This is a genomic window from Nocardia camponoti, from assembly GCF_014646135.1.
Classification (GTDB): Bacteria; Actinomycetota; Actinomycetes; order Mycobacteriales; family Mycobacteriaceae; genus Nocardia; species Nocardia camponoti.
The window spans coordinates 79,155-104,541 of sequence record NZ_BMMW01000002.1; the positions used below are offsets into that span (position 1 = coordinate 79,155).

The 25,387-nt window shown below is 64.5% G+C and carries 26 protein-coding genes; 10 read left to right on the forward strand and 16 right to left on the reverse strand.

Features of this window, described 5'->3' with window-relative positions; translation table 11 throughout:
* The first annotated feature begins 16 nt into the window (after positions 1–16).
* Positions 17–676: a 5,6-dimethylbenzimidazole synthase gene (bluB, locus tag IEX78_RS08555; RefSeq protein ID WP_188828390.1), complete on the forward strand. Its 660-nt coding sequence runs from the start codon at positions 17–19 to the stop codon at positions 674–676.
* Here the strand turns inward: bluB and hpf are convergent.
* The 6 genes from hpf to IEX78_RS08585 form a co-directional block, all read right to left on the reverse strand.
* Positions 659–1,369: a ribosome hibernation-promoting factor, HPF/YfiA family gene (hpf, locus tag IEX78_RS08560; RefSeq protein ID WP_188828391.1), complete on the reverse strand. Its 711-nt coding sequence runs from the start codon at positions 1,367–1,369 to the stop codon at positions 659–661. The two genes, bluB and hpf, sit on opposite strands and share 18 nt — an antisense overlap.
* 273 nt (positions 1,370–1,642) lie before the next feature.
* Positions 1,643–2,287, reverse strand: a complete 645-nt coding sequence (locus IEX78_RS08565) for a ComF family protein (RefSeq protein WP_188828392.1) — start codon at positions 2,285–2,287, stop codon at positions 1,643–1,645.
* 42 nt (positions 2,288–2,329) lie between these two features.
* Positions 2,330–4,129, reverse strand: coding sequence for an MtrAB system accessory lipoprotein LpqB (gene lpqB, locus IEX78_RS08570; protein WP_188828393.1), 1,800 nt, complete (start codon positions 4,127–4,129; stop codon positions 2,330–2,332).
* Complete coding sequence (gene mtrB / locus IEX78_RS08575; protein ID WP_308426541.1) at positions 4,126–5,757, reverse strand: MtrAB system histidine kinase MtrB; 1,632 nt, start codon at positions 5,755–5,757, stop codon at positions 4,126–4,128. Before mtrB ends, lpqB begins: the two co-directional genes overlap by 4 nt.
* 88 nt (positions 5,758–5,845) lie before the next feature.
* Complete coding sequence (gene mtrA / locus IEX78_RS08580) at positions 5,846–6,523, reverse strand: MtrAB system response regulator MtrA (protein WP_188828394.1); 678 nt, start codon at positions 6,521–6,523, stop codon at positions 5,846–5,848.
* A gap of 78 nt (positions 6,524–6,601) precedes the next feature.
* Positions 6,602–7,249 (reverse strand): dTMP kinase, encoded by a 648-nt coding sequence (locus tag IEX78_RS08585; protein WP_188828395.1) that lies wholly within the window; start codon positions 7,247–7,249, stop codon positions 6,602–6,604.
* A gap of 410 nt (positions 7,250–7,659) precedes the next feature.
* Between IEX78_RS08585 and IEX78_RS08590 the strand changes: the two genes are divergently transcribed.
* Complete coding sequence (locus IEX78_RS08590) at positions 7,660–7,914, forward strand: hypothetical protein (protein ID WP_188828396.1); 255 nt, start codon at positions 7,660–7,662, stop codon at positions 7,912–7,914.
* A gap of 58 nt (positions 7,915–7,972) precedes the next feature.
* Here the strand turns inward: IEX78_RS08590 and ahcY are convergent, their stop codons facing one another.
* The 9 genes from ahcY to cofD form a co-directional block, all read right to left on the reverse strand.
* Positions 7,973–9,457, reverse strand: coding sequence for an adenosylhomocysteinase (gene ahcY / locus IEX78_RS08595; protein ID WP_188828397.1), 1,485 nt, complete (start codon positions 9,455–9,457; stop codon positions 7,973–7,975).
* A gap of 24 nt (positions 9,458–9,481) precedes the next feature.
* On the reverse strand, positions 9,482–10,639 hold the full coding sequence (locus IEX78_RS08600; RefSeq protein WP_188828398.1) for an alkane 1-monooxygenase: 1,158 nt from the start codon (positions 10,637–10,639) through the stop codon (positions 9,482–9,484).
* 122 nt (positions 10,640–10,761) lie between these two features.
* On the reverse strand, positions 10,762–11,409 hold the full coding sequence (locus IEX78_RS08605) for a TetR/AcrR family transcriptional regulator (RefSeq protein ID WP_229683817.1): 648 nt from the start codon (positions 11,407–11,409) through the stop codon (positions 10,762–10,764).
* Complete coding sequence (locus tag IEX78_RS08610) at positions 11,406–11,588, reverse strand: rubredoxin (protein WP_188828399.1); 183 nt, start codon at positions 11,586–11,588, stop codon at positions 11,406–11,408. Before IEX78_RS08610 ends, IEX78_RS08605 begins: the two co-directional genes overlap by 4 nt.
* Positions 11,585–11,758: a rubredoxin gene (locus tag IEX78_RS08615; RefSeq protein ID WP_188828400.1), complete on the reverse strand. Its 174-nt coding sequence runs from the start codon at positions 11,756–11,758 to the stop codon at positions 11,585–11,587. Before IEX78_RS08615 ends, IEX78_RS08610 begins: the two co-directional genes overlap by 4 nt.
* A complete protein-coding gene (locus tag IEX78_RS08620; protein ID WP_229683975.1) occupies positions 11,755–13,005 on the reverse strand; it encodes an alkane 1-monooxygenase in 1,251 nt (416 codons plus the stop codon). The genes IEX78_RS08615 and IEX78_RS08620 overlap by 4 nt, the downstream gene beginning before the upstream one ends.
* Positions 13,006–13,228: 223 nt before the next feature.
* Entirely contained in the window at positions 13,229–13,750 is a 522-nt protein-coding gene (locus IEX78_RS08625) for an NUDIX hydrolase (RefSeq protein ID WP_188828402.1), read from the reverse strand.
* Positions 13,747–15,093, reverse strand: coding sequence for a coenzyme F420-0:L-glutamate ligase (locus IEX78_RS08630; protein ID WP_188828403.1), 1,347 nt, complete (start codon positions 15,091–15,093; stop codon positions 13,747–13,749). The genes IEX78_RS08625 and IEX78_RS08630 overlap by 4 nt, the downstream gene beginning before the upstream one ends.
* Positions 15,090–16,088 (reverse strand): 2-phospho-L-lactate transferase, encoded by a 999-nt coding sequence (gene cofD, locus IEX78_RS08635; RefSeq protein WP_229683818.1) that lies wholly within the window; start codon positions 16,086–16,088, stop codon positions 15,090–15,092. The genes IEX78_RS08630 and cofD overlap by 4 nt, the downstream gene beginning before the upstream one ends.
* 461 nt (positions 16,089–16,549) lie before the next feature.
* Between cofD and IEX78_RS08640 the strand changes: the two genes are divergently transcribed.
* From IEX78_RS08640 to IEX78_RS08675, 8 genes are all read left to right on the forward strand, one after another.
* Positions 16,550–16,783: a WhiB family transcriptional regulator gene (locus IEX78_RS08640; protein ID WP_188829465.1), complete on the forward strand. Its 234-nt coding sequence runs from the start codon at positions 16,550–16,552 to the stop codon at positions 16,781–16,783.
* Positions 16,784–16,885: 102 nt separating this feature from the next.
* Complete coding sequence (locus IEX78_RS08645; RefSeq protein ID WP_194518598.1) at positions 16,886–17,374, forward strand: metallopeptidase family protein; 489 nt, start codon at positions 16,886–16,888, stop codon at positions 17,372–17,374.
* A gap of 86 nt (positions 17,375–17,460) precedes the next feature.
* Positions 17,461–17,835, forward strand: a complete 375-nt coding sequence (locus IEX78_RS08650; protein ID WP_188829467.1) for a DUF3499 domain-containing protein — start codon at positions 17,461–17,463, stop codon at positions 17,833–17,835.
* A gap of 31 nt (positions 17,836–17,866) precedes the next feature.
* A complete protein-coding gene (locus tag IEX78_RS08655; RefSeq protein ID WP_188828404.1) occupies positions 17,867–19,246 on the forward strand; it encodes a phosphomannomutase/phosphoglucomutase in 1,380 nt (459 codons plus the stop codon).
* Positions 19,247–19,328: 82 nt separating this feature from the next.
* A complete protein-coding gene (locus tag IEX78_RS08660; RefSeq protein ID WP_188828405.1) occupies positions 19,329–20,546 on the forward strand; it encodes a tobH protein in 1,218 nt (405 codons plus the stop codon).
* Entirely contained in the window at positions 20,546–21,769 is a 1,224-nt protein-coding gene (manA, locus tag IEX78_RS08665; RefSeq protein WP_188828406.1) for a mannose-6-phosphate isomerase, class I, read from the forward strand. Before IEX78_RS08660 ends, manA begins: the two co-directional genes overlap by 1 nt.
* Positions 21,770–21,848: 79 nt before the next feature.
* On the forward strand, positions 21,849–22,775 hold the full coding sequence (locus IEX78_RS08670) for a cation diffusion facilitator family transporter (RefSeq protein ID WP_188828407.1): 927 nt from the start codon (positions 21,849–21,851) through the stop codon (positions 22,773–22,775).
* Between the two features lie 53 nt (positions 22,776–22,828).
* On the forward strand, positions 22,829–23,764 hold the full coding sequence (locus IEX78_RS08675; RefSeq protein WP_188828408.1) for a cation diffusion facilitator family transporter: 936 nt from the start codon (positions 22,829–22,831) through the stop codon (positions 23,762–23,764).
* A 6-nt stretch (positions 23,765–23,770) separates the two neighbouring features.
* On the opposite strand, the gene IEX78_RS08680 is transcribed toward IEX78_RS08675, so the two are convergent.
* Positions 23,771–25,246: a phytoene desaturase family protein gene (locus IEX78_RS08680; RefSeq protein ID WP_188828409.1), complete on the reverse strand. Its 1,476-nt coding sequence runs from the start codon at positions 25,244–25,246 to the stop codon at positions 23,771–23,773.
* Positions 25,247–25,387: the final 141 nt, after the last annotated feature.

Below are 25,387 nucleotides of genomic sequence, written 5' to 3' on the forward strand. Positions count from 1 at the left end.
GGGTTCACTGGTCGGCGTGAGTGCCGACCAGTTGAGCGTCTACGAGGCCATCCGTCAACGTCGTGATGTGCGCGCCGAATTCACCGGCGAGGTCATCGACGATGAAACACTCATGCGCCTGCTCACCGCGGCGCATCAGGCACCGAGCGTCGGTAATTCGCAACCCTGGGACTTCGTGATCGTGCGCGAACCGGACACGTTGCGCCGCTTCGCCGACCACGTGGCCGACATGCGCGTGGCATTTCGCGAAAGCCTGCCCGCCGACCGCGCCGCCACCTTCGACCCGATCAAGATCGAAGGCATAGTCGAAAGCGGGACAGGCATCGTGGTGACTCACGATGACAGTCGCGGTGGGCCGCAGGTACTCGGCCGGGCGAGCGTACCCGAGACGGGCGTGTATTCGACCGTGCTCGCGATTCAAAATCTCTGGCTTGCCGCGACAGCGGAACAGGTTGGCGTTGGCTGGGTTTCGTTTTACGACCCAGAGATTTTGCGCGAACTAGTCGGTTTGCCCGCCGGAATTAAACCGATCGCTTGGTTATGTGTTGGTCCGGTCGACCATTTTCAAGAAGTGCCCGACTTGGAACGATTTGGTTGGCGCAGCGGTCGACCGCTCGCGGCGGCAATCCACCACGAGCGGTTCGGTGCTAATACCGACTCAGGCGAGCCGAATTAGGCCGTAATCAAACGCGTGCCGTCGATATACCACCGACGGGCGGTCAGTTTCTTTGTCGAGGAACAAAAAGAAATCGTGGCCGACGAGTTCCATTTGATAAAGCGCGTCGTCGACTGACATCGGAATGGCCGAGTGCACCTTGGTGCGCACAATATGGCCCGGCCCGGTTTCTTCTTCGACTTCTTCCACCACAGCGGGGGCGGAAGAACCATTTGGTGACGGTGGGTGGAAGAGCGCGTCGTCGATGAGGTCCGCGGTGGCCTCAGCCACCGAGACTGGCGTCTTGTCGCCGTAGTGGACTACGCGCCGCTTGTCCTTTGACCTGCGGAGACGGGATTCGAGCTTTTGAGTAGCCGACTCAAGCGCGGCGTAGAAACTGTCGGCGCACGCTTCGGCGCGCACAACCGGTCCACGACCACGCGCGGTGATCTCTACTCGCTGGCAATTTTTGCGCTGACGTCGATTACGTTCGTGGAACAGTTCCACGTCGAAAAGGAAGATCGACGGATCGAAGCGCTCGAGTCGCGCTAGTTTTTCGGCGACATAAATTCGATAGTGGTCGGGAACTTCGACATTTCGACCCGATACCACCACCTCGGCGGCTGTGCCGGGAATTGGAGTTTCGGTCGCGGCATCGTCGGTAAATGCCGATGGGCCAGCGTCTCGCACTGAAGCCCGTGAAGAAGTCGTCACGCGTACCTCCCGGTATCGGCCGCGTCCGCATCGCACGGAAGCGGCGGGTGTGGCAATGCCGACCGGATTCGCTCGGCACTAGTTGTCGAGGCACCACCTCCGAAGCTCGTGCGATATGCCGAATTGCCTTGCCCACTACCCGAGCCGACCGGGCGAACGCACTTTGGCGAAACGCCGCCGACCCTGCCTGGCTGAGGCGAGAAATTCGGTGTGTGTCCGCGACGCTAGTACGCAACTGACTCGCGCGCCACTGTTCACGCAAATTTTCCCTAATCACGCCGCGCAGACCGTGACAAGCGCCCTAGCCGCCACGCCGACGTCGCGCAACACGCGCACCGATTCGCATGCCGTCGCACCCGTGGTGAGCACGTCGTCGATCAGCACTACCTCGGCATTTGGCAATGTGCGCAGCCGTGCCAGACCGCGCGGATCGACGTCGATTCGCCCGCGCAGATTCGCGGCGCGCTGGGCGACGCTGAGCCCGACCGAGTCGCGCACTCCCCGACCAGCACGCAGCATCGCGACACTATGGCTATCGGCTAGCCACCCGGTCGCGGTGCAGCTCGCACGCCCAACCGGGTCGCCGCCACGCCGTCGCGCGGCTGACGCCCGGGTGGGCGCTGGCACGAGCAGCAGCGGGCGATCGGACGCGCGTAACCGGTCGAGCGCGACCGCGAGCGCGAAGCCGAGCGGATGCGCCAGGTCACGGCGACCATGTTCCTTCGCGGCGAGCACCGCGCGTCGCGCAGGTCCGCGATAGGACCCGAGCGTCCAGCACGGCACGCCGGGGTCGGCACGTGGCCGAACGCGCGTTGGTGGGCGAGCGAGGACGGCGGCGCAGTGCTCGCACCACAGTTGGCCCGCTCGCGCGCAACCGCCGCATTGGGCGGGGAGAAGCAGATCGAGGAGAGTGCGCATAGCCCAGGAGTATGACCTGGGTCACCGACAAGTTCGGGTGCGTCAGCCGGGCAGAACGGGGACGACCTGTTCGCCGGTCAAGCCGGGTACCTCACGCCAGTACCGGTCGTTGCGCGTCGGGTCGGCCGTCTGTAGTTGCAGCACCGCCCGCGAGTCGGCAACGTACTGCGCCGACGGCGTCGACGCCACCGCGCGCACCGGCGGGGTGAGGTTCTGCGAGGTCAGCGGAGTCATGAGTGAACCGTCGATCGAGACGGTGAACACCGGGTCAACCGTGCCCTCGCGCGCGACCATCAGCGTGTCGCCGGTAACCCAGCTCACCGAAACCGCCCGTGTGCTCAACCCAAGCGCGACCGGCGTTGGTGAGGTGAGCGCGAACTTCCCGTCGGGGCGTCGCTCGATCACCGCGACATAGACCTTCCCGTCGGCGATCACCGCGGCACGCACGCCGGTGCGCGAAACGGTCAACTGACCGAGCGGTCCGCGCGGGGCCGCAGGGGCGGAGAACATGGGCGTCGTGTCGACATCCTGGGTCGACACATTGCCGGTCGCGCGGTCGATTACCGCCCTTGTCACGCGCTCGCCGTCGATAACGACCCACGCCGAACTGCCGTCGGCCGTCCACGACGGCGTAGTGATCGACGCACCTTCGGCGACCGGGAACGCCTTGCCGCCGTAGCTGCCGAGCAGCAGCGTGCGACGCGGTTCCGGCGCTGGTCGACCGGTGTCAGCGACGGCGGCGACCGACTGACCATCACCCGAGATACCAGCCGAAACGAGGTTGTTCGCCTCACCGAACGACCCAGCGGGCGCGATCGGCCCCTCGGGCGTGACGTTGACAAGCGCACCGTTGCGCACCGCGTGCAAGCCCGCTCTGCCCTGCCCGGGCGCGGGCGCGGTGAACTGTTCGACGTCGGTGATCGCCCAGCCGTTCGGGAACCGGTCGTCGAGCGGCTTGCCGTCGGCCAACAGGATGTACGGGCCGAGCACGTCGGAACTGGCCAGCGTCGTGACGATCTGCGCGGCAAGCAGTTCGCGATCATGCTGGTTCGGCGATACCCCGGCGAGGTCGACGCGAACGCCGCCGATGCCGATGCCGACGTCGCCGGGTTCGTTGTTCGCCTTCGTAATCGGACTGTGCAGGGTGACCGGTCCGCCGATCGGATTGCGCACCACCGGCGCGATCGCGGCCTGCGGACCGTGTTGGAGCACTTCGATCAGCCGATCGGTGAGCCGCGAACGCGGGACCGAAAGCCAACGCGGATCAGGCACGAGTACCGACGTGGCGGGGTCGACGTAGTACAGGACCGAGCGGTGATAGGACTTGTTGAACGCGCTCGCTTCCATCACGACGCCGGGCGGCAGCTCGGTGATGCGCCATTCCCCGTTGACGCGACGCATTTCGATCTTGTTTTCCAGCGTGCCTTCGGAAGCGTGGTAAGCACCGTCGAGCGCGAGGTCACCGACTTTGCGCGCGCGAATCACATACGTCGCGTGGTCGCCGCTGCGTGACTCGCGCAAGGTGTCGGGCCGGTCGACGATCATCGCGCTCGCCTCGTCGTCCCAGTTCGCGGCCGTATCCGGTGCCATGTACTGGCGTGCGGCAGCGTGGTGTTCGGCGGGATCGGCACTGGCGATAAGGAAGTCGCTCAGCAACAAATCCGGGTCGCGACCTGGGGTTGGCGGCGGTGGCCCGACCGAGGTGGGTACTCGGTTGATCGTCCCGAGCGCTTGCGGCGCTGACGATTCCGGCAGACTCGCGCAGCCGGCGACAAACATTCCGGCCAAGCACAGCGCGAGCAACACGGCCAACCGCCGGGACAAGCTGCGCGCGATCGTCATTGTTGTCGGTCTCCGTTGTCGGTGGACTCAGGTTCGTCATCAGGTGCGGGGTCCGGCGGCAGTTCCGCTTCGGGCAACGAGTTGACCTTGCGCAACATCGGTTCCAACGCAAGCGGGCTCGCGCCCAGTTTTCGACCCCGCGTCATCGGGACGAGTAGTCGGAAACTCGCGCCGACGCCGGGTTCGCCCCACGCTTCGAGTTTGCCCTCGTGCAGGTTGGCGTCTTCGACACTGATCGACAGGCCGAGTCCCGTTCCGCCCGAGCGCCGCACCCGCGATGGGTCCGAGCGCCAAAACCGGTTGAATACCAGCTTCTCCTCGCCCGGTCGCAGGCCGATGCCCTGGTCGCGCACGACGGTCGCGACCGCGTTCGCGTCGGCATCGCCACGCATGCGAATAAGCACGGGCTTGCCTTCGCTGTGGTCGATCGCGTTGGCGAGCAGGTTGCGCAGCACGCGTTCGACGCGACGTGGATCGACTTCGGCGATCACCGGTTCATCGGGCAGATCGATAATCACTTCAACGCCAGCCTCGGTCGCCAAATGCCGCACGGTCGAAATCGCCGCTCGCGCGCACATCCGCATGTCGAGCGATTCCACTTGCAGCTCAGCGACACCCGCGTCGTGACGTGACACTTCGAGCAGGTCGTTGAGCAGCCCTTCGAAGCGGTCGAGTTCATTGACGAGCAGTTCGGAACTGCGCGCGAGCGCGGGCTGCAGGTCGTCGCTCGCGCCGTGAATGAGGTCGGCTGCCATGCGAACCGTGGTCAACGGGGTGCGCAGCTCGTGGCTGACATCGGAGGTAAACCGCTTTTGCAGGTTGCCGAATTCCTCAAGCTGGGTGATCTGATTCGACAGACTTTCGGCCATCTCGTTGAACGCTTGCGCGAGCCGTGCCATGTCGTCTTCGCCGCGCACGAGCATGCGCTCTTTGAGTCGACCGTCGGCGAAACGACCAGCGATCCGTGCTGCTGACCGAATCGGCAAAACGACTTGTCGCGTGACGAGCGCGGTGATCGCGGCAAGCAAAACGAGCAGCACAACGCCGCCGATGAACATCGTGCCGCGCATCAGCGCGAGGCTGGATTCCTCGCTGGCCAGCGGGAAGATCAGATAGATCTCCAACGTCGCGACCTCGGCGCTCGGGCTGCCGATAATCAGCGCGCGCCCGCGATAGCCGTCAGGGTCGGAAACCGTGGTGAACTGGTACGACACCTGGTTGCGTTGGACGAACCGACGCAGTTCCGGCGGCACCTCGTTGATCGGGCCGACCGTGATTTCATGCGGCGGAACGCCACCGATCATCGCCAACGCGGAGTCGAAACTGCCAGCGGCACCGCTGGACTGACCAGTGCCACCGCGACTCGACAGCGCCGAACGCGCTTCGGCGAGTTCCTCGGATTGGCTTGTCGTGTCGTGGGCGCCTGACATCTTCGCTTCGATCGTCGCGCGCGCACGATCCATTTCCTCGACCGCCGCGTTGATCTTGGCTTCGAGGAGTCGGTCAGTGATCTGACCGGTGAGCACGACCCCCAGGATCGTGATGACAATGAGGGACAGGGTCAACGTCGAAACGATGACCCGCAGCTGCAACGACCTCCGCCAAAGGTGGCCGAGTGCGGCGCCCATGGACTGGAACCAAGCCAGGATGGGGGCCGCCCATCGTCGCAACCGCGCGATGGCGCCGTCGATCACCGCGGCGCCTCGCAGCGACCGATCACGGCGGTCCGGCCTTGTAGCCGACACCGCGCACGGTCAGCACGATCTCGGGATTTTCCGGGTCTTTCTCGACCTTGGCGCGCAGGCGCTGAACGTGGACGTTCACGAGCCGCGTATCCGCCGCGTGCCGGTAGCCCCAGACCTGTTCGAGCAGCACCTCGCGCGTGAAAACCTGACGCGGCTTACGCGCGAGCGCGACAAGCAGGTCGAATTCGAGCGGGGTGAGCGAGATCTGCGTGCCGCCACGGGTGACCTTGTGAGCGGGCACGTCGATGACGATGTCGGCGATCGACAGCATCTCGGCGGGCTCGTCCTCAGTGCGCCGCAGCCGGGCTCGCACGCGTGCGACGAGTTCCTTCGGCTTGAACGGCTTGACGATGTAATCGTCGGCGCCGGACTCAAGTCCGAGCACCACATCGACAGTGTCGGTCTTGGCGGTGAGCATGACGATCGGTACGCCGGAATCGGCCCGCAGCACCCGGCATACGTCGATGCCGTTCATGCCGGGCAGCATCAGGTCCAGCAAAACCAGGTCGGGGCGGATTTCCCGCACCGCCGACAGGGCCTGCGTGCCGTCGCCGACCACATGCGGGTCGAACCCTTCCCCGCGCAAGACGATGGTCAGCATCTCAGCGAGCGCCATATCGTCGTCGACGACCAGAATCTTGGGCTTCATAGTCCTATGTTGTCATCTCCCAGGCCAGGATCGGGCCGCCACGCCATTAATGGTGTGAACATGGCGTTTTGGCCGACCTTATCCAGCAAAGATTTCGGTACAGAGCGTGAGTAAAGCGGGGCGGTCGGTATCGGAGCGGTAGGTAGTCCACCGGCCGAACCAATCGCGGTCAGCGAGTTCACGATAGACCTCGCCCGTGCGGTGTTGCAGACCGCCGTCGCGTTCGTAGGCGTCGAGGGCACGGGTGGCGTCGAGTTCGCCACGGCGACGGGCGCGTTCGGCGGCGACGTCGGCGTCGATGTCGAGCAGGACCGTGAGCTGCGGCGTCGGCAATTTCAGCCGGTCAAACTCCAGATCGCCCACCCACGCGACGATTTCGCCGTCGGCATCCTGGTTGGCGCGCGCGGCCGAGTAGGCGGCGTTGGACGCGACCCAGCGGTCAAGGATCACGATGTCGTTGGCGGTCAACAGGTTCGCGATTTCGACGCTTGCCTCGGCGCGATCGAGCGCGAAAAGGATCGCCATCGCGTTGATCGAATCGGCGAGGTCGCCGTGGTTGCCGCGCAATGCTTCGGCGGCGAGGTCAGCGGGGGTTGACTGCCCGTATTGCGGAAAGGCAAGTCGCCCAACGCTTAAGCCTTTGCCACTGAGTTCGTCGACGAGCCCGTCGATGAGTGTGCGTTTGCCCGCCCCGTCGAGCCCCTCAATCGCGATCAGTACGCCCATGCGCAGCAGATTACCCGTCGGCGACTCGCCCCAATGACACAGCATATGTGAGTCATACATATTTCAGAAGCCCAGACTTTTCTGGGCTCGCACCGGTCATTCACGCCGCGACAGGATGAGCACCGCATCTCTCATACTTCGATCGAACGGCAGCAAAATGAACACACGCAGACTTGCCATCACAGTCGGCGCTTTCGCCGCCATCGCAGCGCTAACCTGCGGTCCCGCGACGGCCGCCGTTCCGACCGCCCCGGCAGCTATGCCGGTCGCCGGTTCCGGTAGCTCGTCGCTGACCGCATCGCTCCTTGGCATTCTCGTGAGCAATCTCCCGGAATTTTTAACCTGCTCCGACACGTGCGGAGTCGACCATTCTGTGCCCCTGGCCAACTGAAATCCCGAGAACGAGACTCATGATGAACAAATTTATCTGCGCGACCATCGCCGCGGGCACGATCGCAACCGTCGGCGCGAGCGGCGTAGCGCAGGCGCAGCCGCTCCCGGTGGGCGCGCCCGCCGCGACGGTGGTCAACACCGGGTCTAACGACGCGATAGTCGTCCTCAGTAGCGCAACTGGTGCGCTACTGATTCCGATCATCCTGCCGCTGATGTGCGTGCACTACGACGTGGACTGCATCGCGCTCGGCAGCTCGTGGCTGTCCCGCTGACGCGAAACGCGAAACGGGTCCGGCGGTACTCGCCGGACCCGTTTCGTCACTTCACGACCTAGTAGCGGTAGTGCTCCGGCTTGTACGGGCCTTCCACGTCGACGCCGATGTATTCAGCCTGGTCCTTGCTCAGCTTGGTGAGCGTGCCGCCGAGGGCCTCAACGTGGATCTTGGCGACCTTCTCGTCGAGGTGCTTCGGGAGGCGGTAGACCTCGTTGTCGTACTGCTCGGGCTTGGTCCACAGCTCGATCTGCGCGATGACCTGGTTCGAGAAGCTGTTGCTCATCACGAACGACGGGTGGCCGGTCGCGTTGCCGAGGTTGAGCAGACGACCTTCCGACAGCACGATGAACGAACGGCCGGTGTCGGGGAACGTCCACAGGTCGACCTGCGGCTTGATCTCAAGGCGCGTCGCGCCCGAACGCTCAAGCGCGGCCATGTCGATCTCGTTGTCGAAGTGGCCGATGTTGCCGAGGATGGCCTGTTCCTTCATCGCCTTCATGTGATCGAGGGTGATGATGTCCTTGTTGCCGGTTGAGGTGATGACGATGTCGGCATCGCCGATCGCCTGCTCAACGGTGACAACGTCGAAGCCGTCCATCAGTGCCTGCAGCGCGTTGATGGGGTCGATCTCGGTGACCTGCACGCGCGCGCCCTGACCAGCCAGCGACTCCGCGCAGCCTTTGCCGACGTCGCCGTAACCGCAGATCAGCACCTTTTTGCCACCGATGAGCACGTCGGTGCCACGGTTGATGCCGTCGATGAGCGAGTGACGGGTGCCGTACTTGTTGTCGAACTTCGACTTGGTGACCGAGTCGTTGACGTTGATCGCCGGGAAAACCAACTCGCCCGCGGCGGCGAACTGGTAGAGGCGAAGCACACCGGTCGTGGTCTCTTCGGTGACGCCCTGTACCGAGTCGGCGATGGTCGACCACTTGTTCTTGTCGGCCTCAAGCGACTCGCGCAGCAGGTTCAAAAACACCTTGTACTCGGCCGAGTGGTCGTCGTCCTCGGGCGGAACAACGCCAGCCTTTTCGAACTGCGCGCCGCGCAGCACGAGCATGGTCGCGTCGCCACCGTCGTCAAGAATCATGTTGGCGGGCTCGCCCGGCCAAGTGAGCATCTGCTCAGCGGCCCACCAGTACTCCTCCAGCGTCTCGCCCTTCCAAGCAAAAACCGGGGTGCCCTTTGGCTCGTCGACGGTGCCGTTCGGGCCGACGACGATCGCGGCGGCCGCGTGGTCCTGGGTGGAGAAAATGTTGCACGACGCCCAGCGCACCTCGGCACCAAGCGCGACAAGGGTTTCGATCAACACAGCGGTCTGCACGGTCATGTGCAGCGAGCCGGAGATCCGCGCGCCCTTGAGCGGCTGTACATCGTGGTATTCGCGGCGAAGTGCCATCAGACCCGGCATTTCGTGCTCGGCCAGCCGGATTTCCTTCCGACCGAAATCGGCCAGCGCGAGGTCGGCCACCTTGTAGTCGATGCCGTTGCGAACGTCGGCTTTGAGTTCGGTGCGTGCGGGTGCTTCAGAGGTCGTCACGTACCCAAGGCTACCGCTAGAAACCTAGGCTGCCGCGCGGTATCGGGCCAGCAGCCGTTGTCGTTTGGCCGGTGCGACATTCGCCAGCGACAGGTCGCCGATGTAGTGGGCGAGCACGCGCGGGTCCATCACCGCACGCCACAGCGGTGGCACGGCGGCAAGCAGCAGCATCGTCGCGTAGCCGGCGGGCAGTTGTGGCGACTCTTCGGAACTGCGCAAGGTTTGGTACCGGCGACCAGGATTGGCGTGATGGTCGCTGTGCCGCTGTAGGTGGAACAGGAAGATATTGGTGACCAAACGGTCGGAATTCCAGCTGTCACGTGGCGAGCAACGTTCGTACCGACCATTGGGTTTGCGTGCGCGCAACAGCCCGTAGTGCTCGACGTAGTTCACGGTCTCAAGCAGCCCAAAACCGATAACTGCCTGCAAAAGCAACCACGGCAGGATCGACGGACCAAACGCGATCATGAGCGAACCGAAAAGCACGACCGTCATCGCCCATGCTTGCAAAATGTTGTTGTGCCAGGTCAGCCACGGTCGCTCTTGACGGGCAAGCCGGGCGCGTTCGAGTTCGATCGCCGAGCGGAATCCGCCGATGATGCTGCGCGGCAAGAACTGCCAGAGCGATTCACCGAGCCGCGCGCTCGCCGGGTCTTCGGGAGTGGCCACCCGTGCGTGATGACCGCGATTGTGCTCGACGAAGAAGTGGCCGTACGCCGACTGCGCGAGCGCGATCTTCGACAGCAACCGCTCAGCACTCTCGACGCGATGCCCGAGTTCATGCGCGGCGTTGATGCCAATGCCGCTGACGAAACCAACCGTGGTCGCCAGCCCAAGCTTGTCGATGAAGGTCAGTTCACTGCCCGCCCACATGAAGCAGGCGATGCCCAAACTCAGGAATTGGATGGGCAGAAACAGGTAGGTGCACCAGCGGTAGTACCGGTCGGCCGACAGGGCGGCGTAGTCCTCTTCGCGCGGATTGTTGCCATCATCACCAACAATCCAGTCGAGCACTGGGATCGCGATCAACACAATGACCGGGCCGATCCACCAAAACACCGGTGCGCCCGTGCGATAAACGAGTTGGGAGGGCAACAGCGCGCAGGCTGGAGCGATCAGGCCAAGAGCCCAGAGATACCGTTTGGGATCACGAAACCCCCCCGGTTTGCCAACCGTTTGCACACCAACTCCGCTATAAAAAGACCAACCACCGACTGGTGTGAATACTGGCAGACCGCGCGCACGTTACACAGGGTTACGTCCGTAAACGTGGCCATGGTTACACTGTGGCGAATTAGAGCCGCCTAACCGCCTGCGTGAACTCCGTCACCGCGACTGACAATCAGGTCGATATACGGGCTCAGCAACGCGCTCATCTCGGCTGGCGCGTCCCGTTCGGCAACCGGCGGATTCGGGATGTAACTCAGCGCGATGCGCACTAGCGCGTGCGCGAGGATGTCAGCTTCGGCGGGAGTCGCGTCGACCCAACTGTCGACGAAAACCTGCGCCAGCCGGGTAGTTGCATGTACAAGCAAAGGCCCGGCGTCGAGGGTAATCAGGCGAAGCAGGTCCGGCTTCATCTCACCAGCGAGCAAGGACTGGACAAGCGGGTCGAGTGACGCCGAAACGAAGAAGTCGGTCATGCCGACGCGAACGGCCGTCGCGGCGTCGCCAACATTGCTGGCGACCGCGTCAGCGACGTGGTCAACGAGCTGATCGGCAAGGCGCAACGCGTACGCCTGCGAAAGCCCAGCGCGCGAACCGAACTCGTTGTAAAGGGTTTGGCGACTCACCCCGGCCTGAGTCGCAACGTCGCCGAGCGTGATCTTGGACCAGTCACGCTCGGTGAGCAGATCGCGCATCGCATCTAAGACAGTGCTGCGCAGCAGTTCGCGAGCCGCCTCCTGATACGGGAGGCGACCCGTGGTGCGGGGATTACCCGCCACACTCACGAACGTTCGATTTCGACCATGAAGAAATCGGCTTTGGCCGCGCCACAGTCGGGGCACGTCCAGTGATCGGGAATGTCGTCCCAGCGCGTACCAGGCGCGATGTTGTCTTCGGGCCAGCCCTTGGCTTCGTCATATTCGAAGCCACACTGAATGCACTGGTACAGCCGGTAATCGTTCACTGCGAGACTCCTAGCCCTTCAAAATCGACCTTTTCCCGCACGCCGCAATCCGGACAGCACCAATCGTCAGGGACCGCCGCCCAGGCCGTCCCAGGGGGAAATCCTTCCCGGGGCGCGCCGCGTGCTTCGTCGTAGACATAATCACAGACGGGACATTTGTACGCACTCACTGGTCGGCCTCCGATCCGTACTGCGCCAACACTTTTGCCCGTTTCGCTGGCTGGATGTTGGCTTTGGTCACGTCGCCGCCGTAGTGGGCGAGGACGCGCTTGTCCATGATGCGACGCCAGATCGGCGGGAAGTAGCCAATCAAGATCATCGAGGCGTAGCCGCTTGGCAGGTTGGGCGCACCGTCCCAACTGCGCAGCGTTTGATAGCGCCGCGTTGGGTACGCGTGATGGTCGCTGTGGCGCTGCAGGTGGTAGAGGAAGATGTTGGTGACGATGTGGTCGCTGTTCCAGCTGTGTTCCGGCGCTGGCCGCTCGTAGCGCCCGCTCGCGGTCTTGTTACGCACGAGTCCGTAGTGCTCAAGGTAATTCACCGATTCGAGCAGGCTCGCGCCGACGACCGCTTGCAAGATCAAGTACGGCAACACCTGTGGACCGAAGAACGCGATGAGGCCAAGCCACAGCACCACCGTCATCGCCCATGCGTTGAGCACGTCGTTGTTCAGCGTCCACGGTCCGCGATCGAGGCGACGCAACCGCTCGGCCTCCAAATGCCATGCCGAGCGCAGGCTCCCCCACACCGTGCGCGGCAGGAATGCCCAGAAACTTTCCCCGAGTCGAGCTGATGCCGGGTCTTCTGGCGTCGCGACGCGAACGTGGTGACCGCGATTGTGCTCGATGTAGAAGTGCCCGTAGAAGGTCTGCGCGAGCGCGATGCGGGCGAGCCACCGCTCAAGGCTGACCTTCTTGTGCCCGAGCTCGTGCGCGGTGTTGATGCCGATGCCGCCGATCATGCCGACGCTGATCGAAATACCAATCTTGTCAATGACATTCGCGCCACCTTCGAAGCCGAGCCAGTGCAGGTTCGGCGCGGCGATGATGTAGCACGCGAAAATCAGCGACGCGTACTGGAACGGCAGATACAGATACGTGAGGTACCGGTAGTACTTGTCGTTTTCCAGGTACTCCATCACTTCGTCGGGCGGATTGTTGCCGTCGGGACCGAAGAACAGGTCGGCGAGCGGGATGACGATGTAGACAAGAACAGGCCCGAGCCAGAACGGCACTTCGGCGAGGCGATGCCAGCCGAGCGCGTTGAGGCCGATCATCAACGGGATCGCGATCGTGAAGACCCCGGTTGGGGCGAACAGGCCCCACAACCAGAGGTAACGCTTGGAATCGCGCCACACGGGCTCGATCGCTGCCGCCGCGCTATCCGGTGGCTTGGCTGGGTTGGTTTCGGCCGACATCATCGTCTCCCAGGTGGTGAGGCACATCTCACACTTGTGATGTGCGTTACTCGCTGTTTCAGACGATATGCCTGTTTTCTGCCCCTCGTCTAGACAAATTTCGAGATTTGTAAAGTCGCGACCTAGGTGGAACGACCGGTAACAAACAGCGACGGCCGCCCCTACCTGGGAACGGCCGTCGCAGATACTTTTCCGGCGGTGTCCATACCGCCGTATAGGGGCCTTACCGCACGAGCGCGACATCCGCGTCGACCGGTAGCGCATCGACTGGCCACCAGCGCAAATCCGTCGACTCGGCACTGCGCACCGGTACCGCGCCCTCGGGTGCGACCACTTCGAACAGCAGGTCGAGATGCCGTGTCGGCACACCAAGCGAGCAGGTGATCGGGTGTGCTTGCGCGCCGTACAACCCTGGCGTGAGCACCAGGTCAGCGATGCCCGACTCTTCGCGCGCCTCGCGCAACGCGGCGTCGGCGACGGTCGCGTCGGTTGCCTCGCAGTGCCCGCCGAGCTGGATCCACCGACCAACGCGGGGATGAAGCGTCAGCAGCACTTCGGACCGGTCGTGGGAAAACACGATCGACGACGCGGTGATGTGGCCGGGCGCGTGTTCACGCAGACAGCCCTTCGGCGCGGAACCGAGGAACGCGAGCATCGCTTCGCGCAGCGCACGATCGCCAGCTTCGGTCGGCTGCCATGCGGTCAGCAGATCCGTCGCCGACGCGTGCAGCGATTCCGCGCTCACAGCTCAACCAGTCCGGCACCGGGCGAACCCACTGTGCGCGGGGCAAGTTCGTCGGCGGGGTAGCCAATCGCGATGGCGCCCAACGGCATCCATTCGTCGTCAAGCCCCAGCACTTCCCGTGCCACCTCGGGCGCGAAGATCGTCGACCCGATCCAGCAACTGCCGATCCCGTCGACGGCGAGCGAAACGAGCAGCCCTTGCACGGCAGCACCAACCGCGACCGTGAACATGGTCTGCTCGGCCGCCTGCCTACGGGCATCGGGGTAATCGTGCGCGCCGTCGGGCACGCAGAACGGGATGATCACCTCAGGCGCGTTGACGAGAATGTCGCCGCGCGCGATTCGCGCTTCGATGCGTTCGTCGCTGAGTCCGTCGGCGCGCAGGTCGGCACGCCACGCGTCGGCCATCTGCGCGAGCAACTGCGCGCGCAGCTTGGGCTTGCGCACCCACACGAAACGCACCGGTCGAGTGTGGTGCGGCGCGGGCGCGGTGAGCGCTGACGCGACGGCGGCGCGGATGCGCTCAGGGTCGACGGGTTCGTCGCGGAACGCGCGCACCGAACGACGAAGCGGCACAGCCTCTTTGCGGCCCTGCTCAAGCGCTTCGGCGGTGCCGAGCCAGAACAGATCGTCAATTCCGCCGCGCAGCAACGCTTTTGCGGTCGAGCCGTCGTCGTCAGTTTGCAGCCCGCGCACCACCGCGACGGGCAGTCCGCCGAGCTTGCCCTTCACGAGGTCGGCGGCGGCGGCGAGTTCGTCGGCAATCGCTACCTGGGTGACCTGAAGCTCGTTGCCCTGCCCGTCGACCTCGCCCGCGTAGTCATGCAGCACGCGAAGGCCAGCCGAGCCGATCGCGGCGTCGATCTGCCCGTTGCGCCATGCGCGACCCATCGTGTCGGTGATGACGACAGCCACGTCGACGCCGAGTCGTTCAGCAATCGCGGCGCGCAGCGCTTTGGCGCTCGCATCGGGGTCGACCGGCAGCAGCACGAGTTCACCTTCGGCGACATTGGACCCGTCGACACCGGATGCGGCCTGCACGATGCCAAGGCGATTCTCGGTGATGAGCGTGCGGCCCTTGCGCGCGAGCACGCGGACGGCTTCGGCAGTGACGAGCTCGCGGCGCGCGGCGTCGCGTTCCTCGGGGTCGGTCGGCGCGGCGACGATGCGCCCTTCGGCCTTCGACACGATCTTGCTCGTGACGACGAGTACGTCGCCGTCGACGAGCCAAGGTGCTTGTGCGGCAATTGCTTTCGCGATGTCGTCGCCGGGACGAAACTCCGGCAGCCCCTGAATCGGGAGGATGCGCAGTTCGGCGGCGGCGTGGTCGCCTAAGTCCGTCACGGCTTGACCCCCGCCAATTCCAGTGCGGCACGCGCCATTTCGGCTGTCGCGTCGGGATCGGTCATCAATAGCGGAACGCCGCGCACCTCGACGCCGGGCACGTCGGCGGTGTCGGTTGAGTGCACGAGCCAGCCGTCGAGAATGCCGGTCGCCGAACGCGCGCCGTAATGTCGCCCGACCGCTTCGGCGCTGGTCTCGACGCCAATCACCGAAAGGCACTCATCGGCCATGCCGCGCAACGGTTTTCCGTCAATCACCGGCGACAGCCCGATGACCTTGGCTTTCGTTGTGCGCAACGCGCCGCGTATGCCAGGGACCGACAGGATCGCGCCAATGCTCACGACGGGGTTCGACGGGGCAAGAAGCACCGCGTCAGCCTCGGCTATGATTTCGGTCACATTTGGTGCGGGAGTGGCGGTTTCGGCCCCAATTGACGCGAATGAGTGGGTTTCGACGGCCGCGCGGTAGCGCACCCACCACTCTTGGAAGTGGATCGCGCGACGTTCGCCAGGATTGTCGGGATCGCTGATCACCACGTGGGTTTCGCACCGATCGTCGGTGGCGGGGATCAGGCGCACGCCCGGCTGCCACCGGTTGCTCAGCGCCTCAGTGACCGCCGAAAGCGGGTAGCCAGCGCGCAGCATTTCCGAGCGAATCAGGTGCGTTGCGATGTCGCGGTCGCCCAAACCGAACCAATCGGGCTTGGCGCCGTAGGCTGCGAGCTCTTCCTTGGCGTTCCACGTCTCGTTCGCGTGCCCCCATCCGCGTTCGGGGTCGATGCCGCCGCCGAGGGTGTACATGCAGGTATCGAGGTCGGGACAGATGCGAAGGCCGTGCATCCACACGTCGTCGCCCACGTTGACGATGGCGCTGATCTCGGCATCGTCGGGCAGGAGCGCCTTGAGTCCTTGCAGGAATCGGGCACCGCCGACGCCGCCGACGAGGACGGCGATTTTAGGCCCCGCCGAAGCCGTTGCCGCGTTTTGTGCTGTCACGACACTCACCCTATGCGGTGTCGGTAAAAGCCCTTTAAAGCACCGAACCCGAAAGAAGTTGCTGATCATTAGCCACAAGAGATAACAAGATCAAAACGAATGGCTGGGCGGGAGTGTAACGGAAGGGTGACGGCGGGTTGACCACGCGCAAGTGCGGCGTGTCTAATCACAGGCATGTCGTTCCGGCCACCGCGGTCAGGCAATGCGCGGGGGTGTTTGCGGGGAAGACATGCTCACTCGAGTCCGCGGGACCACGTCGCGGTGTTGTGAAGAAATCATTCTGCGCTAACACACAGTGAGGAGGCGGAACGATGACCGAAGCAATCTCGATGGTCGCGCCCACCGATTCCACAGCAGGCGCAGCTCACGCTGTCTGCGCTGAAACGAGCTGGTCGGAACCGGACGTGGTCAGCGAAGTCACCCAACCTCGACTGAGTCTGGTCGTAACCGGCTTCGATGAGATGTTTGAAACCATCGAAGAGCAGTGGCAAGAGCGCGCGCTTTGCGCTCAAACAGACCCTGAGGCGTTCTTCCCGGAGAAGGGCGGCTCCACGCGTGAAGCCAAGCGCATTTGCTTGGGGTGCGAGGTACGTGACCAGTGCTTGGAATACGCACTGGCACATGATGAAAGGTTCGGAATCTGGGGCGGACTCTCCGAGCGAGAGCGTCGCAGGCTCAAGCGCGGTATCAGTTAAGCGAATGCTCGATCGTTAGACTCTCGGGGCCAGGCCCGGAGCCACGCAGGCGCAGTACGTCGGTGTCTCCGGGCAAACGCCCGAGAACTCGAGGACAATTCCATGGCACGTTCCCGGCGACAGCGCTCACCGCACGCCCCGACCGCTCGTTCGGTCACCCGTCGCGGCCGCGGCGTCCGCGGACCAATGCTTCCCCCAACGGTGCCCGCTTGGCGGACCAGGGGTCAAAAATTCGATCGGTTGGTGCTTGAGGCGTTCGCCCCGTTAGACACCCGCTGGCACGATCGGCTCACCAAACTCGACATCGCGGTTGATGATGTGCCGAAAATCCGTCCGCTGCACCCAGATTCAGTCACCTGGCCCGATGAGGTCGTCGCCGACGGTCCCGTTCCCCTCTCGCGACTCATCCCCGCTGGCGTTGACCGCCACGGTGTTTCGACGCGCGCGCGAGTTGTGTTGTTCCGCAAGCCACTTGAACTGCGCGCCGCCGATCCCGACGACCTGGTCGAATTACTTCGTGAGGTGCTTGTGCAGCAGATCGCGACCTATCTTGGCGTCGATCCTGACTTGATTGATCCCGAGCCCGAATAGCTTCTCGGTCGATAACCGGCGGTTATCGCAGCGTGTCCGTATCCACTTTTACCGGCGAGCGGGCTAATCTCGACGTCGTGATCCCCATGCGTCGTTGCTGTCGACCCGGCTGCAAGAACCCGGCCGTAGCGACGCTGACGTATGTGTACTCCGATTCAACCGCCGTTGTCGGCCCGTTGGCCACCGTCGCCGAACCGCATTCCTGGGACCTGTGCGAAACCCACGCCTGCCGCATCACCGCCCCCAAAGGCTGGGAACTCGTTCGCCACGAAGGTGGGTTCGCGTCCGGCAATCCCGATGAAGACGATCTCACCGCGCTCGCGGAAGCGGTCCGTGAGGCTGGCCTGCGTCGGCGGCCCGCGGAATCGGAACGCCTCGGCCCGCGTGAAGAGCGTCCCGCCACCGCGCGCGCCCCACGGACCGGTCGTCGCGGCCATCTGCGTGTACTGCCCGACCCGTAACTTTCGCCACGGGCCTACTAGGGTGAATCTCATGACGACCCTCGCGCGCGCAGGCGAACTCGTGAATGCCGTGATCAAGGCTTATGACGTCCGCGGGGTGGTGGGCGAACAGATCGACGCTGCCTTTGTCACCGACGTCGGTGCCGCCTTCGCCCGGTTGATGCGGGAAGAAGGTGCCACTCGCGTGGTCATCGGACACGACATGCGTGAATCCTCCCCCGAACTGTCGCGTGCGTTCGCCGCTGGTGTGCAAGCCCAGGGCCTTGACGTCGTGCACATCGGCCTTGCCTCAACCGATCAGCTCTATTTCGCCTCCGGCAAGCTCGGCTGCCCCGGCGCGATGTTCACCGCGAGCCACAATCCCGCCCGATACAACGGCATCAAGCTCTGTCGCGCGAACGCGCTTCCGGTCGGCCAGGACACCGGCCTTGCCCGCATCGCCGCTGAAGTCACCACCGGTGTGCCCGCTTACGAAGGTGCCGCCGGTACCGAGTCGGCGACCGACCTGCTCGACGATTACGCGGTCTTCCTGCGCGAACTGGTGAACCTCGACCAGATCCGCCCGCTCAAAATCGCGGTCGACGCTGGCAACGGCATGGGCGGCCACACCGTTCCCGCCGTGTTGGGCGCGCTGGGCGCGGCGACGATCGTCCCGCTGTACTTCGAACTCGACGGCAGCTTCCCCAACCACGAGGCCAACCCGCTCGACCCGAAGAACCTGGTCGACTTGCAGGCGCTCGTGCGCGAAAGCGGTGCCGACATCGGCCTCGCCTTCGACGGCGACGCCGACCGCTGCTTCGTCGTCGACGAGCGCGGCGAGCCGGTTTCCCCGTCGGCGATCACGGCGCTTGTCGCCGAACGCGAACTCGGCAAAGAGCCGGGCGCGACCGTGATCCACAACCTCATCACCTCGCGCGCGGTGCCCGAGCTGGTCGAGAAGCTGGGCGGCAAGCCCGTCCGCACGCGCGTCGGTCACTCGTTCATCAAGCAGCAGATGGCAGCGACCGGTGCCGTCTTCGGTGGCGAGCACTCCGCGCACTACTACTTCCGCGATTTCTGGGGTGCCGACTCGGGCATGCTCGCCGCGCTGCATGTGCTCGCCGCGTTGGGCGAAGGTACGCAGACGGTGTCGGAACTGATGGCCGCCTACGACGTGTACGCCGCCTCCGGCGAAATCAACTCCACCGTCGCCGACGCGGCCGAGCGCACCGAAGCCGTGCTCGCCGCCTTCGCCGACCGCACAGCCTCGGTTGATCGCCTCGACGGCGTCACCGTCGACCTGATCGGGGGCGGCTGGTTCAACCTGCGCGCGTCCAATACCGAACCGCTGCTTCGCCTCAACGTCGAAGCGGCCACCGTCGACGATGTAAATGGACTCGTGACCGAGATCCTGAGCATCGTCCGAGCCTGACTGGGAAGATGGGGGTCTGTGCCGACTGGAATAGTGGACACCCACAGACGACGGATCGCGATGAGGGGAGGTGGACGCGCCGATGATCGCTGGAACACCGGTCTTCGACCTCGATGACGCCGCCTCGCTCGAAGCGGCCGACACCGGTGCGCTGCTGCGGAGCGCCGCGTCGGCGGGGGCGCAGGTGCGGGCAACCGCCGCGGCCGTCGCCGAGGCCAGACTTGCCGAACGCCTTGGCGATTTGCGGCCACGCAGCCTCGTCGTTGTCACCGGTTCGGGGCGCGCGCCGCGTGCCGCTGAACTGCTCATCGCCGCCCTTGGCGAGCGTGCCGGGCTGCCGGTAGTCGCCGTCACCGGGCTGCCGCCGTGGGTTGGTCCGCTCGATGTCGTGCTTGTCGCTGGCGACGACGCGGGCGATCAGCGCCTCGTCGACGCCGTTGATCGCGGGTTGCGGCGCGGCGCTGAAGTGGTTGTCGCTGTCCCGAACGAGGGGCCGATGCGCGCGGTCGCCGCCGGTCGCGCGATTGTGCTTGAACCGCGCGTTCCGGTGCGCGAACACAATCGACTGCTGCGGTTTGTGGCCGTTGGCGTCGCGGTGCTCGCTGCTGTCGACGCGGGCCGCAGCGGTCCGCATGTGCCAGATCTGACCGAACTCGCCGACGTCCTCGATGCCGAAGCGCTGCGTGACGGTCCGCAGAACGAGGTCTTCCACAACCCGGCGAAAACCCTGGCGACGCGCATGCAGGGTCGCGGGATCGTGCTGGCCGGCGACTCGCTCGCCGCCGTTGAGCTGGCCGAACATGCCGCGGAGGTGCTGTTGCAGGCAGCGGGCACGATCGCGACAGCGGCCGACCTTTCCGATGTCATCGCTTCGCGTGGCCGACTCGTCGCTGCCGCTGGCACCCCAAGTCCCGATTTCGATCCGCTGTTCCACGACGAGGAACTTGACGGTCCGATCCCGGTCGAGCGGGTACGCATCTTCACGTTCAGCGTCGCGCGGGATCGCGCGCTCGCGCGGCGCAGGTTGGCCGTTTTCGGCGGGGCCGACGCTGGCGTTGTCGACGCCGATCTCGTGCATGCCGACGTCGACGTGCTGCAAACCGACCTCATCGAGCCGGGCGCGGTGCCAACCGCTGCACCGGAAGCGACCGCGGGGGGCGGGGCGGTAAGTGAGATCGAGCAGCTGGCGGTGCTCACGGTGCGGCTGGAAATGGCGGCCGCCTACCTGGCCATCACAGGGTCGCGGGGGGCAAGCCCGGCCGCGACGCCGGATCGATATGACGACGGGGGACGCTACTAGTGCAGGAACTCGTTGGTGCGCTGCGTTCATACGCATGGGGGTCGCGCACCGCGCTCGCTCAGTTATGCGGTCGCCCCGTGCCGTCAGCGCACCCGGAAGCCGAGTTGTGGTTCGGCGCGCACCCGGCCGACCCCGCCTTCGTCAAGGGGGCTGACGGTAAGCGTTCACTAATCGAGGTGGTCGCCGCCGACCCCGAACGCGAACTCGGCCACGTTGTCACCGAAACGTTCGGTTCACGACTCCCGTTCCTGCTCAAGCTGCTCGCCGCCGAAGAACCGCTGTCGTTGCAAGCGCATCCGAGTAGCGCCCAGGCACGGTCGGGCTTCGAACGCGAGAATCGCACCGGCGTTCCGTTCGAATCGCCGATGCGCAATTACCGCGACGACAGCCACAAGCCGGAGCTGGTCGTGGCGCTTGATCGCTTCGAAGCGCTCGCCGGTTTCCGTGAACCGCACCGCACCGTCGAACTGCTGCGTGCGCTTGAGGTGCCCGCGCTCACGAGTTACATCGAACTGCTTGCGGCACAACCGGATTCGGGCGGTCTGCGCACGCTGTTCACGACCTGGATTACGCTGCCGCCCGCTTCGCTCGCCGCGCTGCTGCCCGCGGTGTTGGAAGGCTGCGTTCGATATTTGTCGGTGCGCGCGCCGCGCGAGTTCGGGCCTGAGGTGCGTACCGCGCTCGAACTGGCCGAGGTTTACCCCGGCGACGCTGGCGTGCTCGCCGCGCTACTGCTCAACCGACTCACCCTCGAACCCGGTCAAGCACTATTTCTCGCGGCGGGCAATCTGCACGCCTATTTGCGCGGGCTTGGCGTTGAGATCATGGCCAATTCCGACAACGTGCTGCGCGGCGGACTCACGCCCAAGCATGTCGACGTGCCGGAGTTGCTGCGCGTGCTCGACTTCGAACCGATCTCGCTCCCCATTGTCGAACCCATTCCCGAAGGCGACGGGTCGGTCGTCTATCCCGCACCCGCACCCGAATTCGCCCTTCGCCGTTTCGATCTCGCCGCCGACTCGGCTCCGGTTTCGCTGCCGAACTCCGGCCCGGGCATCATCTTGTGCACCGAAGGCGAAATCGAACTCACCCGCGACGGCGAACAGCTCGTGCTCGGTCGCGGCGCCGCCGCCTGGATCTCCGCCGCCGACGACGGCATCAAAGCGCGCGCCACCCACGCGCCCGCACAACTGTTTTGCGCGTGCGTCGGTCATCAACACTGACCGTCGACGCGAGCTTTTTCCGATTCGCCGCATAGGCTTTGCGGTCGAAGCACATTCAGTGAAGCGGAAAGGCGGGCAGATGTCGGCTAGTGGCAGCAAGAAGGCGATTGTCGCGGCGTTGGGAGCCAACGCGGGCATCGCGGTGGCGAAGTTCATCGGTGCGTTTATCACCGGATCGGCGTCGATGCTTGCCGAGGGAGTGCACTCGGTCGCCGACACATCCAACCAAGCGCTGCTGTTGCTCGGACAGCGCGCGGCAAACAAAGAAGCCGACGCGCTGCACCCCTTCGGGTACGCGCGTAACCGGTATTTCTATTCGTTTATCGTCGCGCTCGTGTTGTTCACGCTCGGCTCGGTTTATGCCATCTACGAGGGCATTCACAAGATTCAACATCCCGAGGAACTGTCGTCGCCGATGGTCGCCGTGGTGATTTTGGTTGTCGCGATCGGGCTAGAAGGCTTCAGTTGGCTCACCGCCGTTCGCGAATCGCGGCCGTTGAAGGGCAACGCGTCCTGGTGGCAGTTCATCCGCACGTCGCGCAGCCCCGAACTGCCAGTCGTGCTACTTGAAGACACCGGCGCGCTGATCGGCCTCGTGTTCGCACTCGGCGCTGTCGGGCTCACGATGGTCACCGACGACCCGATCTACGACGGCATCGGCACGCTCTGCATCGGCCTGCTGCTCGGCGTGATCGCGATTGTGTTGATCGTCGAAATGAAGAGCCTGCTCCTCGGTGAAGGCGCGACGCCGCAGGAAGACGCCGCGATTCGCAACGCACTCGTCGACAGCAGCAAGATCGTCTCGGTGATCCATCTCAAGACCGAATACCTCGGTCCCGACCAAATGCTGGTTGCCGCGAAGATCGCCATCGCGCCCGGACTCGACATCGCAACGCTCGCCGAAGCAATCGACGCGGCCGAAGTCCGTGTCCGCCACGCGGTGCCCGAGGCGCGCCTGATCTACCTTGAGCCCGATCTGTACCGCAAGCAGCAGCACACCTCCTAAGGCGTCGGCGTGTAGCGCTATCCGCGCAGGCCAGCGCGGGTAGCGTCTCGGCAATGGCCAAAGGTGGAGAAAGCAAGATAGCGATTCTCGCCGCCCTCGCGGCGAACACCGGGATCATGATCGCCAAATTCATTGGCGCGTTCATTACCGGTTCATCGTCGATGCTCGCCGAAGCGGTGCACTCGGTCGCCGACACCGGCAACGAGGCGCTGTTGCTCGTCGGCCAGAATCGTGCCGAGCAACCAGCTGACCCATCCCACCCGTTCGGATACGCGCGCAATCGGTATTTCTTTTCCTTCGTTGTCGCGCTCGTGCTGTTCACCATCGGCAGCCTTTTCGCGATCAATGAGGCTATTCATAAGATCATCAATCCTGAGGAAATCGAGTCGCCAGCGGTGGCGTTCGTGATTCTTGGGGTTTCGTTTTTGCTTGAAGGATCGAGCTTCCTCACCGCGCGCAAGCAGTCGAAGCCGCTCAAAGGGCATCGGTCGTGGTGGTACTTCATTCGCCACACCCGCAACCCCGAACTGCCGGTGGTCCTGTTGGAAGACGCTGGCGCGCTTGTTGGTCTGGTCTTCGCGTTCTTCGGCGTTGGACTGTCGGTCACCACCGGCGACGGACGCTGGGACGGTGTCGGCACCCTGTTGATTGGTCTCCTGCTTGGCTTCAACGCGATTGTGCTGATCATTGAAACCAAGAGTCTGCTCATTGGCGAAGGGGCGACACCGGCGGAATTGCTTGCCATTAAAGAAGCGATTACCTACGACGAACGCATTCGCCTTGTTGTTCGCATTCAGACTGAATACCTTGGCCCCGAAACCCTTTTGGTGACCGCGCGGGTAGCGGTTGAGCCCGGGCTTGAAGCTGCGGCCATTGGGACCGCGCTTGACGAAGCCGAGGCGCGGATTCGTGCTGGCAATAAGAACGCGTGCACGATTTATTTGCAGCCGGTCGCGTTCTCGCCCGACATGATTCGGGCTATTGCTTAACGCGTCTTACTGCTTAACTCGGGTCGCGTTTGCTCGGCTGAGTAGCTTTAGCGGGTCGGTTTTGATATCGAAGCGGGTGCGCAGCATGTGCCGTGCCGCGTGCAAGCCCGGCATTCCGTGGACGCCTGGGCCAGGTGGGGTCGACGACGAACATAGGTAAGCGCTCGGCAGCGGGGTTGAGTACGGGTTCCAGCGCGGGAGTGGTCGAAAAGCCGTTTGGCGCAACGTCATTGCGCCCGCCGAGATGTCGCCGCCCACGTAGTTCGCGTTGTGGTCGGGCATGAACGCGGCGGGCGTCACGTGTTTGGCGAGGATCAGGTCTTTGAACCCCGGCGCGAACCGTTCGACCTGGGCTTCGATCGCGGCACTGACGTCGACGGTTGAGCCGTTCGGGACGTGAGCATAGGTGTAGAACGTCTGCTTGCCAGCTGGCGCGCGGGTGTCGTCGACAACGCCGGGCTGAATCGCGATCACATACGGTCGATCGGCGAATTTGCCTGCGGCAATGCGCTTTTCGACTGCCATTGCTTCGGCGCGAGTGCCGACCAGGTGCAGGGTGCCAGCAAGTTCAGCGCCCGGCGCGGTCCACGGAACGGGGCCGCCGAGCGCGAAGTCGACCTTGCATGCCGCTCCCCCATAGCGAAAGTCCTTGAGCGCGTTGCGATATCGCTCAGGTAGTCGGTCGCCAGCGATACGGAGGAATTCGGCGGGTGAGGTGTCGAAGAGGACCGCGCGGGCGTCGGCGAGTTCGGCGAAGTCGTCGACGCGATGTCCGGTGACGATCTCGCCGCCGAGTCGGCCGATCTCGGCCATGAGCGCGTTGGGAATCGCTTGGCTGCCGCCACGAGGGATTACCCAGCCGCCGACGTGCGCGAGCGTGCCGAGCAACAGGGCGGCGCCGACGGCGGGCAGCGCACGCGGTTGCGTGATCGCGTGCGCGGCGACGCCCGTGAGCATCGCGGGCGCGACCTCGCCGTGGAATGGGCGATTCCACAGCGGCGAACCCTGCTCAAGCAGACGCATGCCGAAGGCGAAAGCGGTCGACAGACTGGTCGGCGGGGTGCGCAGATCCGACATGGCGAGGTCGACCACCTTGGGCCAACGGTCGATCAGCGGCGCGAACATCGACCGCCACGCTTGCCCGTCGACACCGAGGTCAGCGACGGTTGCTTCAAGGTCGCGCCAGGCTAAGCCCGCGATGCCGCCGTCGAGTGGGTGTGCGTAGGAGATGGTCGGGGCGAGTACGTCGACACCGTGCGCGGCGAGGTCGAACGCGCGAAAGAAGGGCGACGCCAACGCCATTGGATGCGCGCCAGCACAGATGTCGTGGTGAAAGCCGGGAAGGGTGAGCTCGGCGGTGCGCGAGCCGCCACCCGGTTGATCTTGCGCTTCCAGCACCCGAACCGACAGGCCGGCACTGGCCGCGATCACCGCCGCGGCCAGGCCATTCGGCCCGGACCCGACCACTACGACATCGGCCACCGTCGTCCTCCGTTCACACCCACGCTGTGGTTCCCAACCTACGCGGTAGGTGTGACAGTGCTGCCGCCGCTGACGCTCGATGTGCGCTGTCACACGGTGACGGCGGCTCACCAACGCACAGCGCAGGCCCCGCGCTACGGC

What these genes read in the sequence shown, in the direction of transcription:
- IEX78_RS08650 (WP_188829467.1), top strand. Translation starts at nt 17,461, where the DNA reads ATGCGTCGTTGCTGTCGACCCGGCTGCAAGAACCCGGCCGTAGCGACG.
- IEX78_RS08655 (WP_188828404.1), top strand. Translation starts at nt 17,867, where the DNA reads ATGACGACCCTCGCGCGCGCAGGCGAACTCGTGAATGCCGTGATCAAG.
- IEX78_RS08645 (WP_194518598.1), top strand. Translation starts at nt 16,886, where the DNA reads ATGGCACGTTCCCGGCGACAGCGCTCACCGCACGCCCCGACCGCTCGT.
- lpqB (WP_188828393.1), bottom strand. Translation starts at nt 4,129, where the DNA reads ATGACGATCGCGCGCAGCTTGTCCCGGCGGTTGGCCGTGTTGCTCGCG.
- IEX78_RS08590 (WP_188828396.1), top strand. Translation starts at nt 7,660, where the DNA reads ATGATGAACAAATTTATCTGCGCGACCATCGCCGCGGGCACGATCGCA.
- IEX78_RS08670 (WP_188828407.1), top strand. Translation starts at nt 21,849, where the DNA reads ATGTCGGCTAGTGGCAGCAAGAAGGCGATTGTCGCGGCGTTGGGAGCC.
- IEX78_RS08675 (WP_188828408.1), top strand. Translation starts at nt 22,829, where the DNA reads ATGGCCAAAGGTGGAGAAAGCAAGATAGCGATTCTCGCCGCCCTCGCG.
- IEX78_RS08660 (WP_188828405.1), top strand. Translation starts at nt 19,329, where the DNA reads ATGATCGCTGGAACACCGGTCTTCGACCTCGATGACGCCGCCTCGCTC.
- mtrB (WP_308426541.1), bottom strand. Translation starts at nt 5,757, where the DNA reads ATGGGCGCCGCACTCGGCCACCTTTGGCGGAGGTCGTTGCAGCTGCGG.
- mtrA (WP_188828394.1), bottom strand. Translation starts at nt 6,523, where the DNA reads ATGAAGCCCAAGATTCTGGTCGTCGACGACGATATGGCGCTCGCTGAG.
- IEX78_RS08565 (WP_188828392.1), bottom strand. Translation starts at nt 2,287, where the DNA reads ATGCGCACTCTCCTCGATCTGCTTCTCCCCGCCCAATGCGGCGGTTGC.
- IEX78_RS08640 (WP_188829465.1), top strand. Translation starts at nt 16,550, where the DNA reads ATGTTTGAAACCATCGAAGAGCAGTGGCAAGAGCGCGCGCTTTGCGCT.
- IEX78_RS08620 (WP_229683975.1), bottom strand. Translation starts at nt 13,005, where the DNA reads ATGTCGGCCGAAACCAACCCAGCCAAGCCACCGGATAGCGCGGCGGCA.
- IEX78_RS08585 (WP_188828395.1), bottom strand. Translation starts at nt 7,249, where the DNA reads ATGGGCGTACTGATCGCGATTGAGGGGCTCGACGGGGCGGGCAAACGC.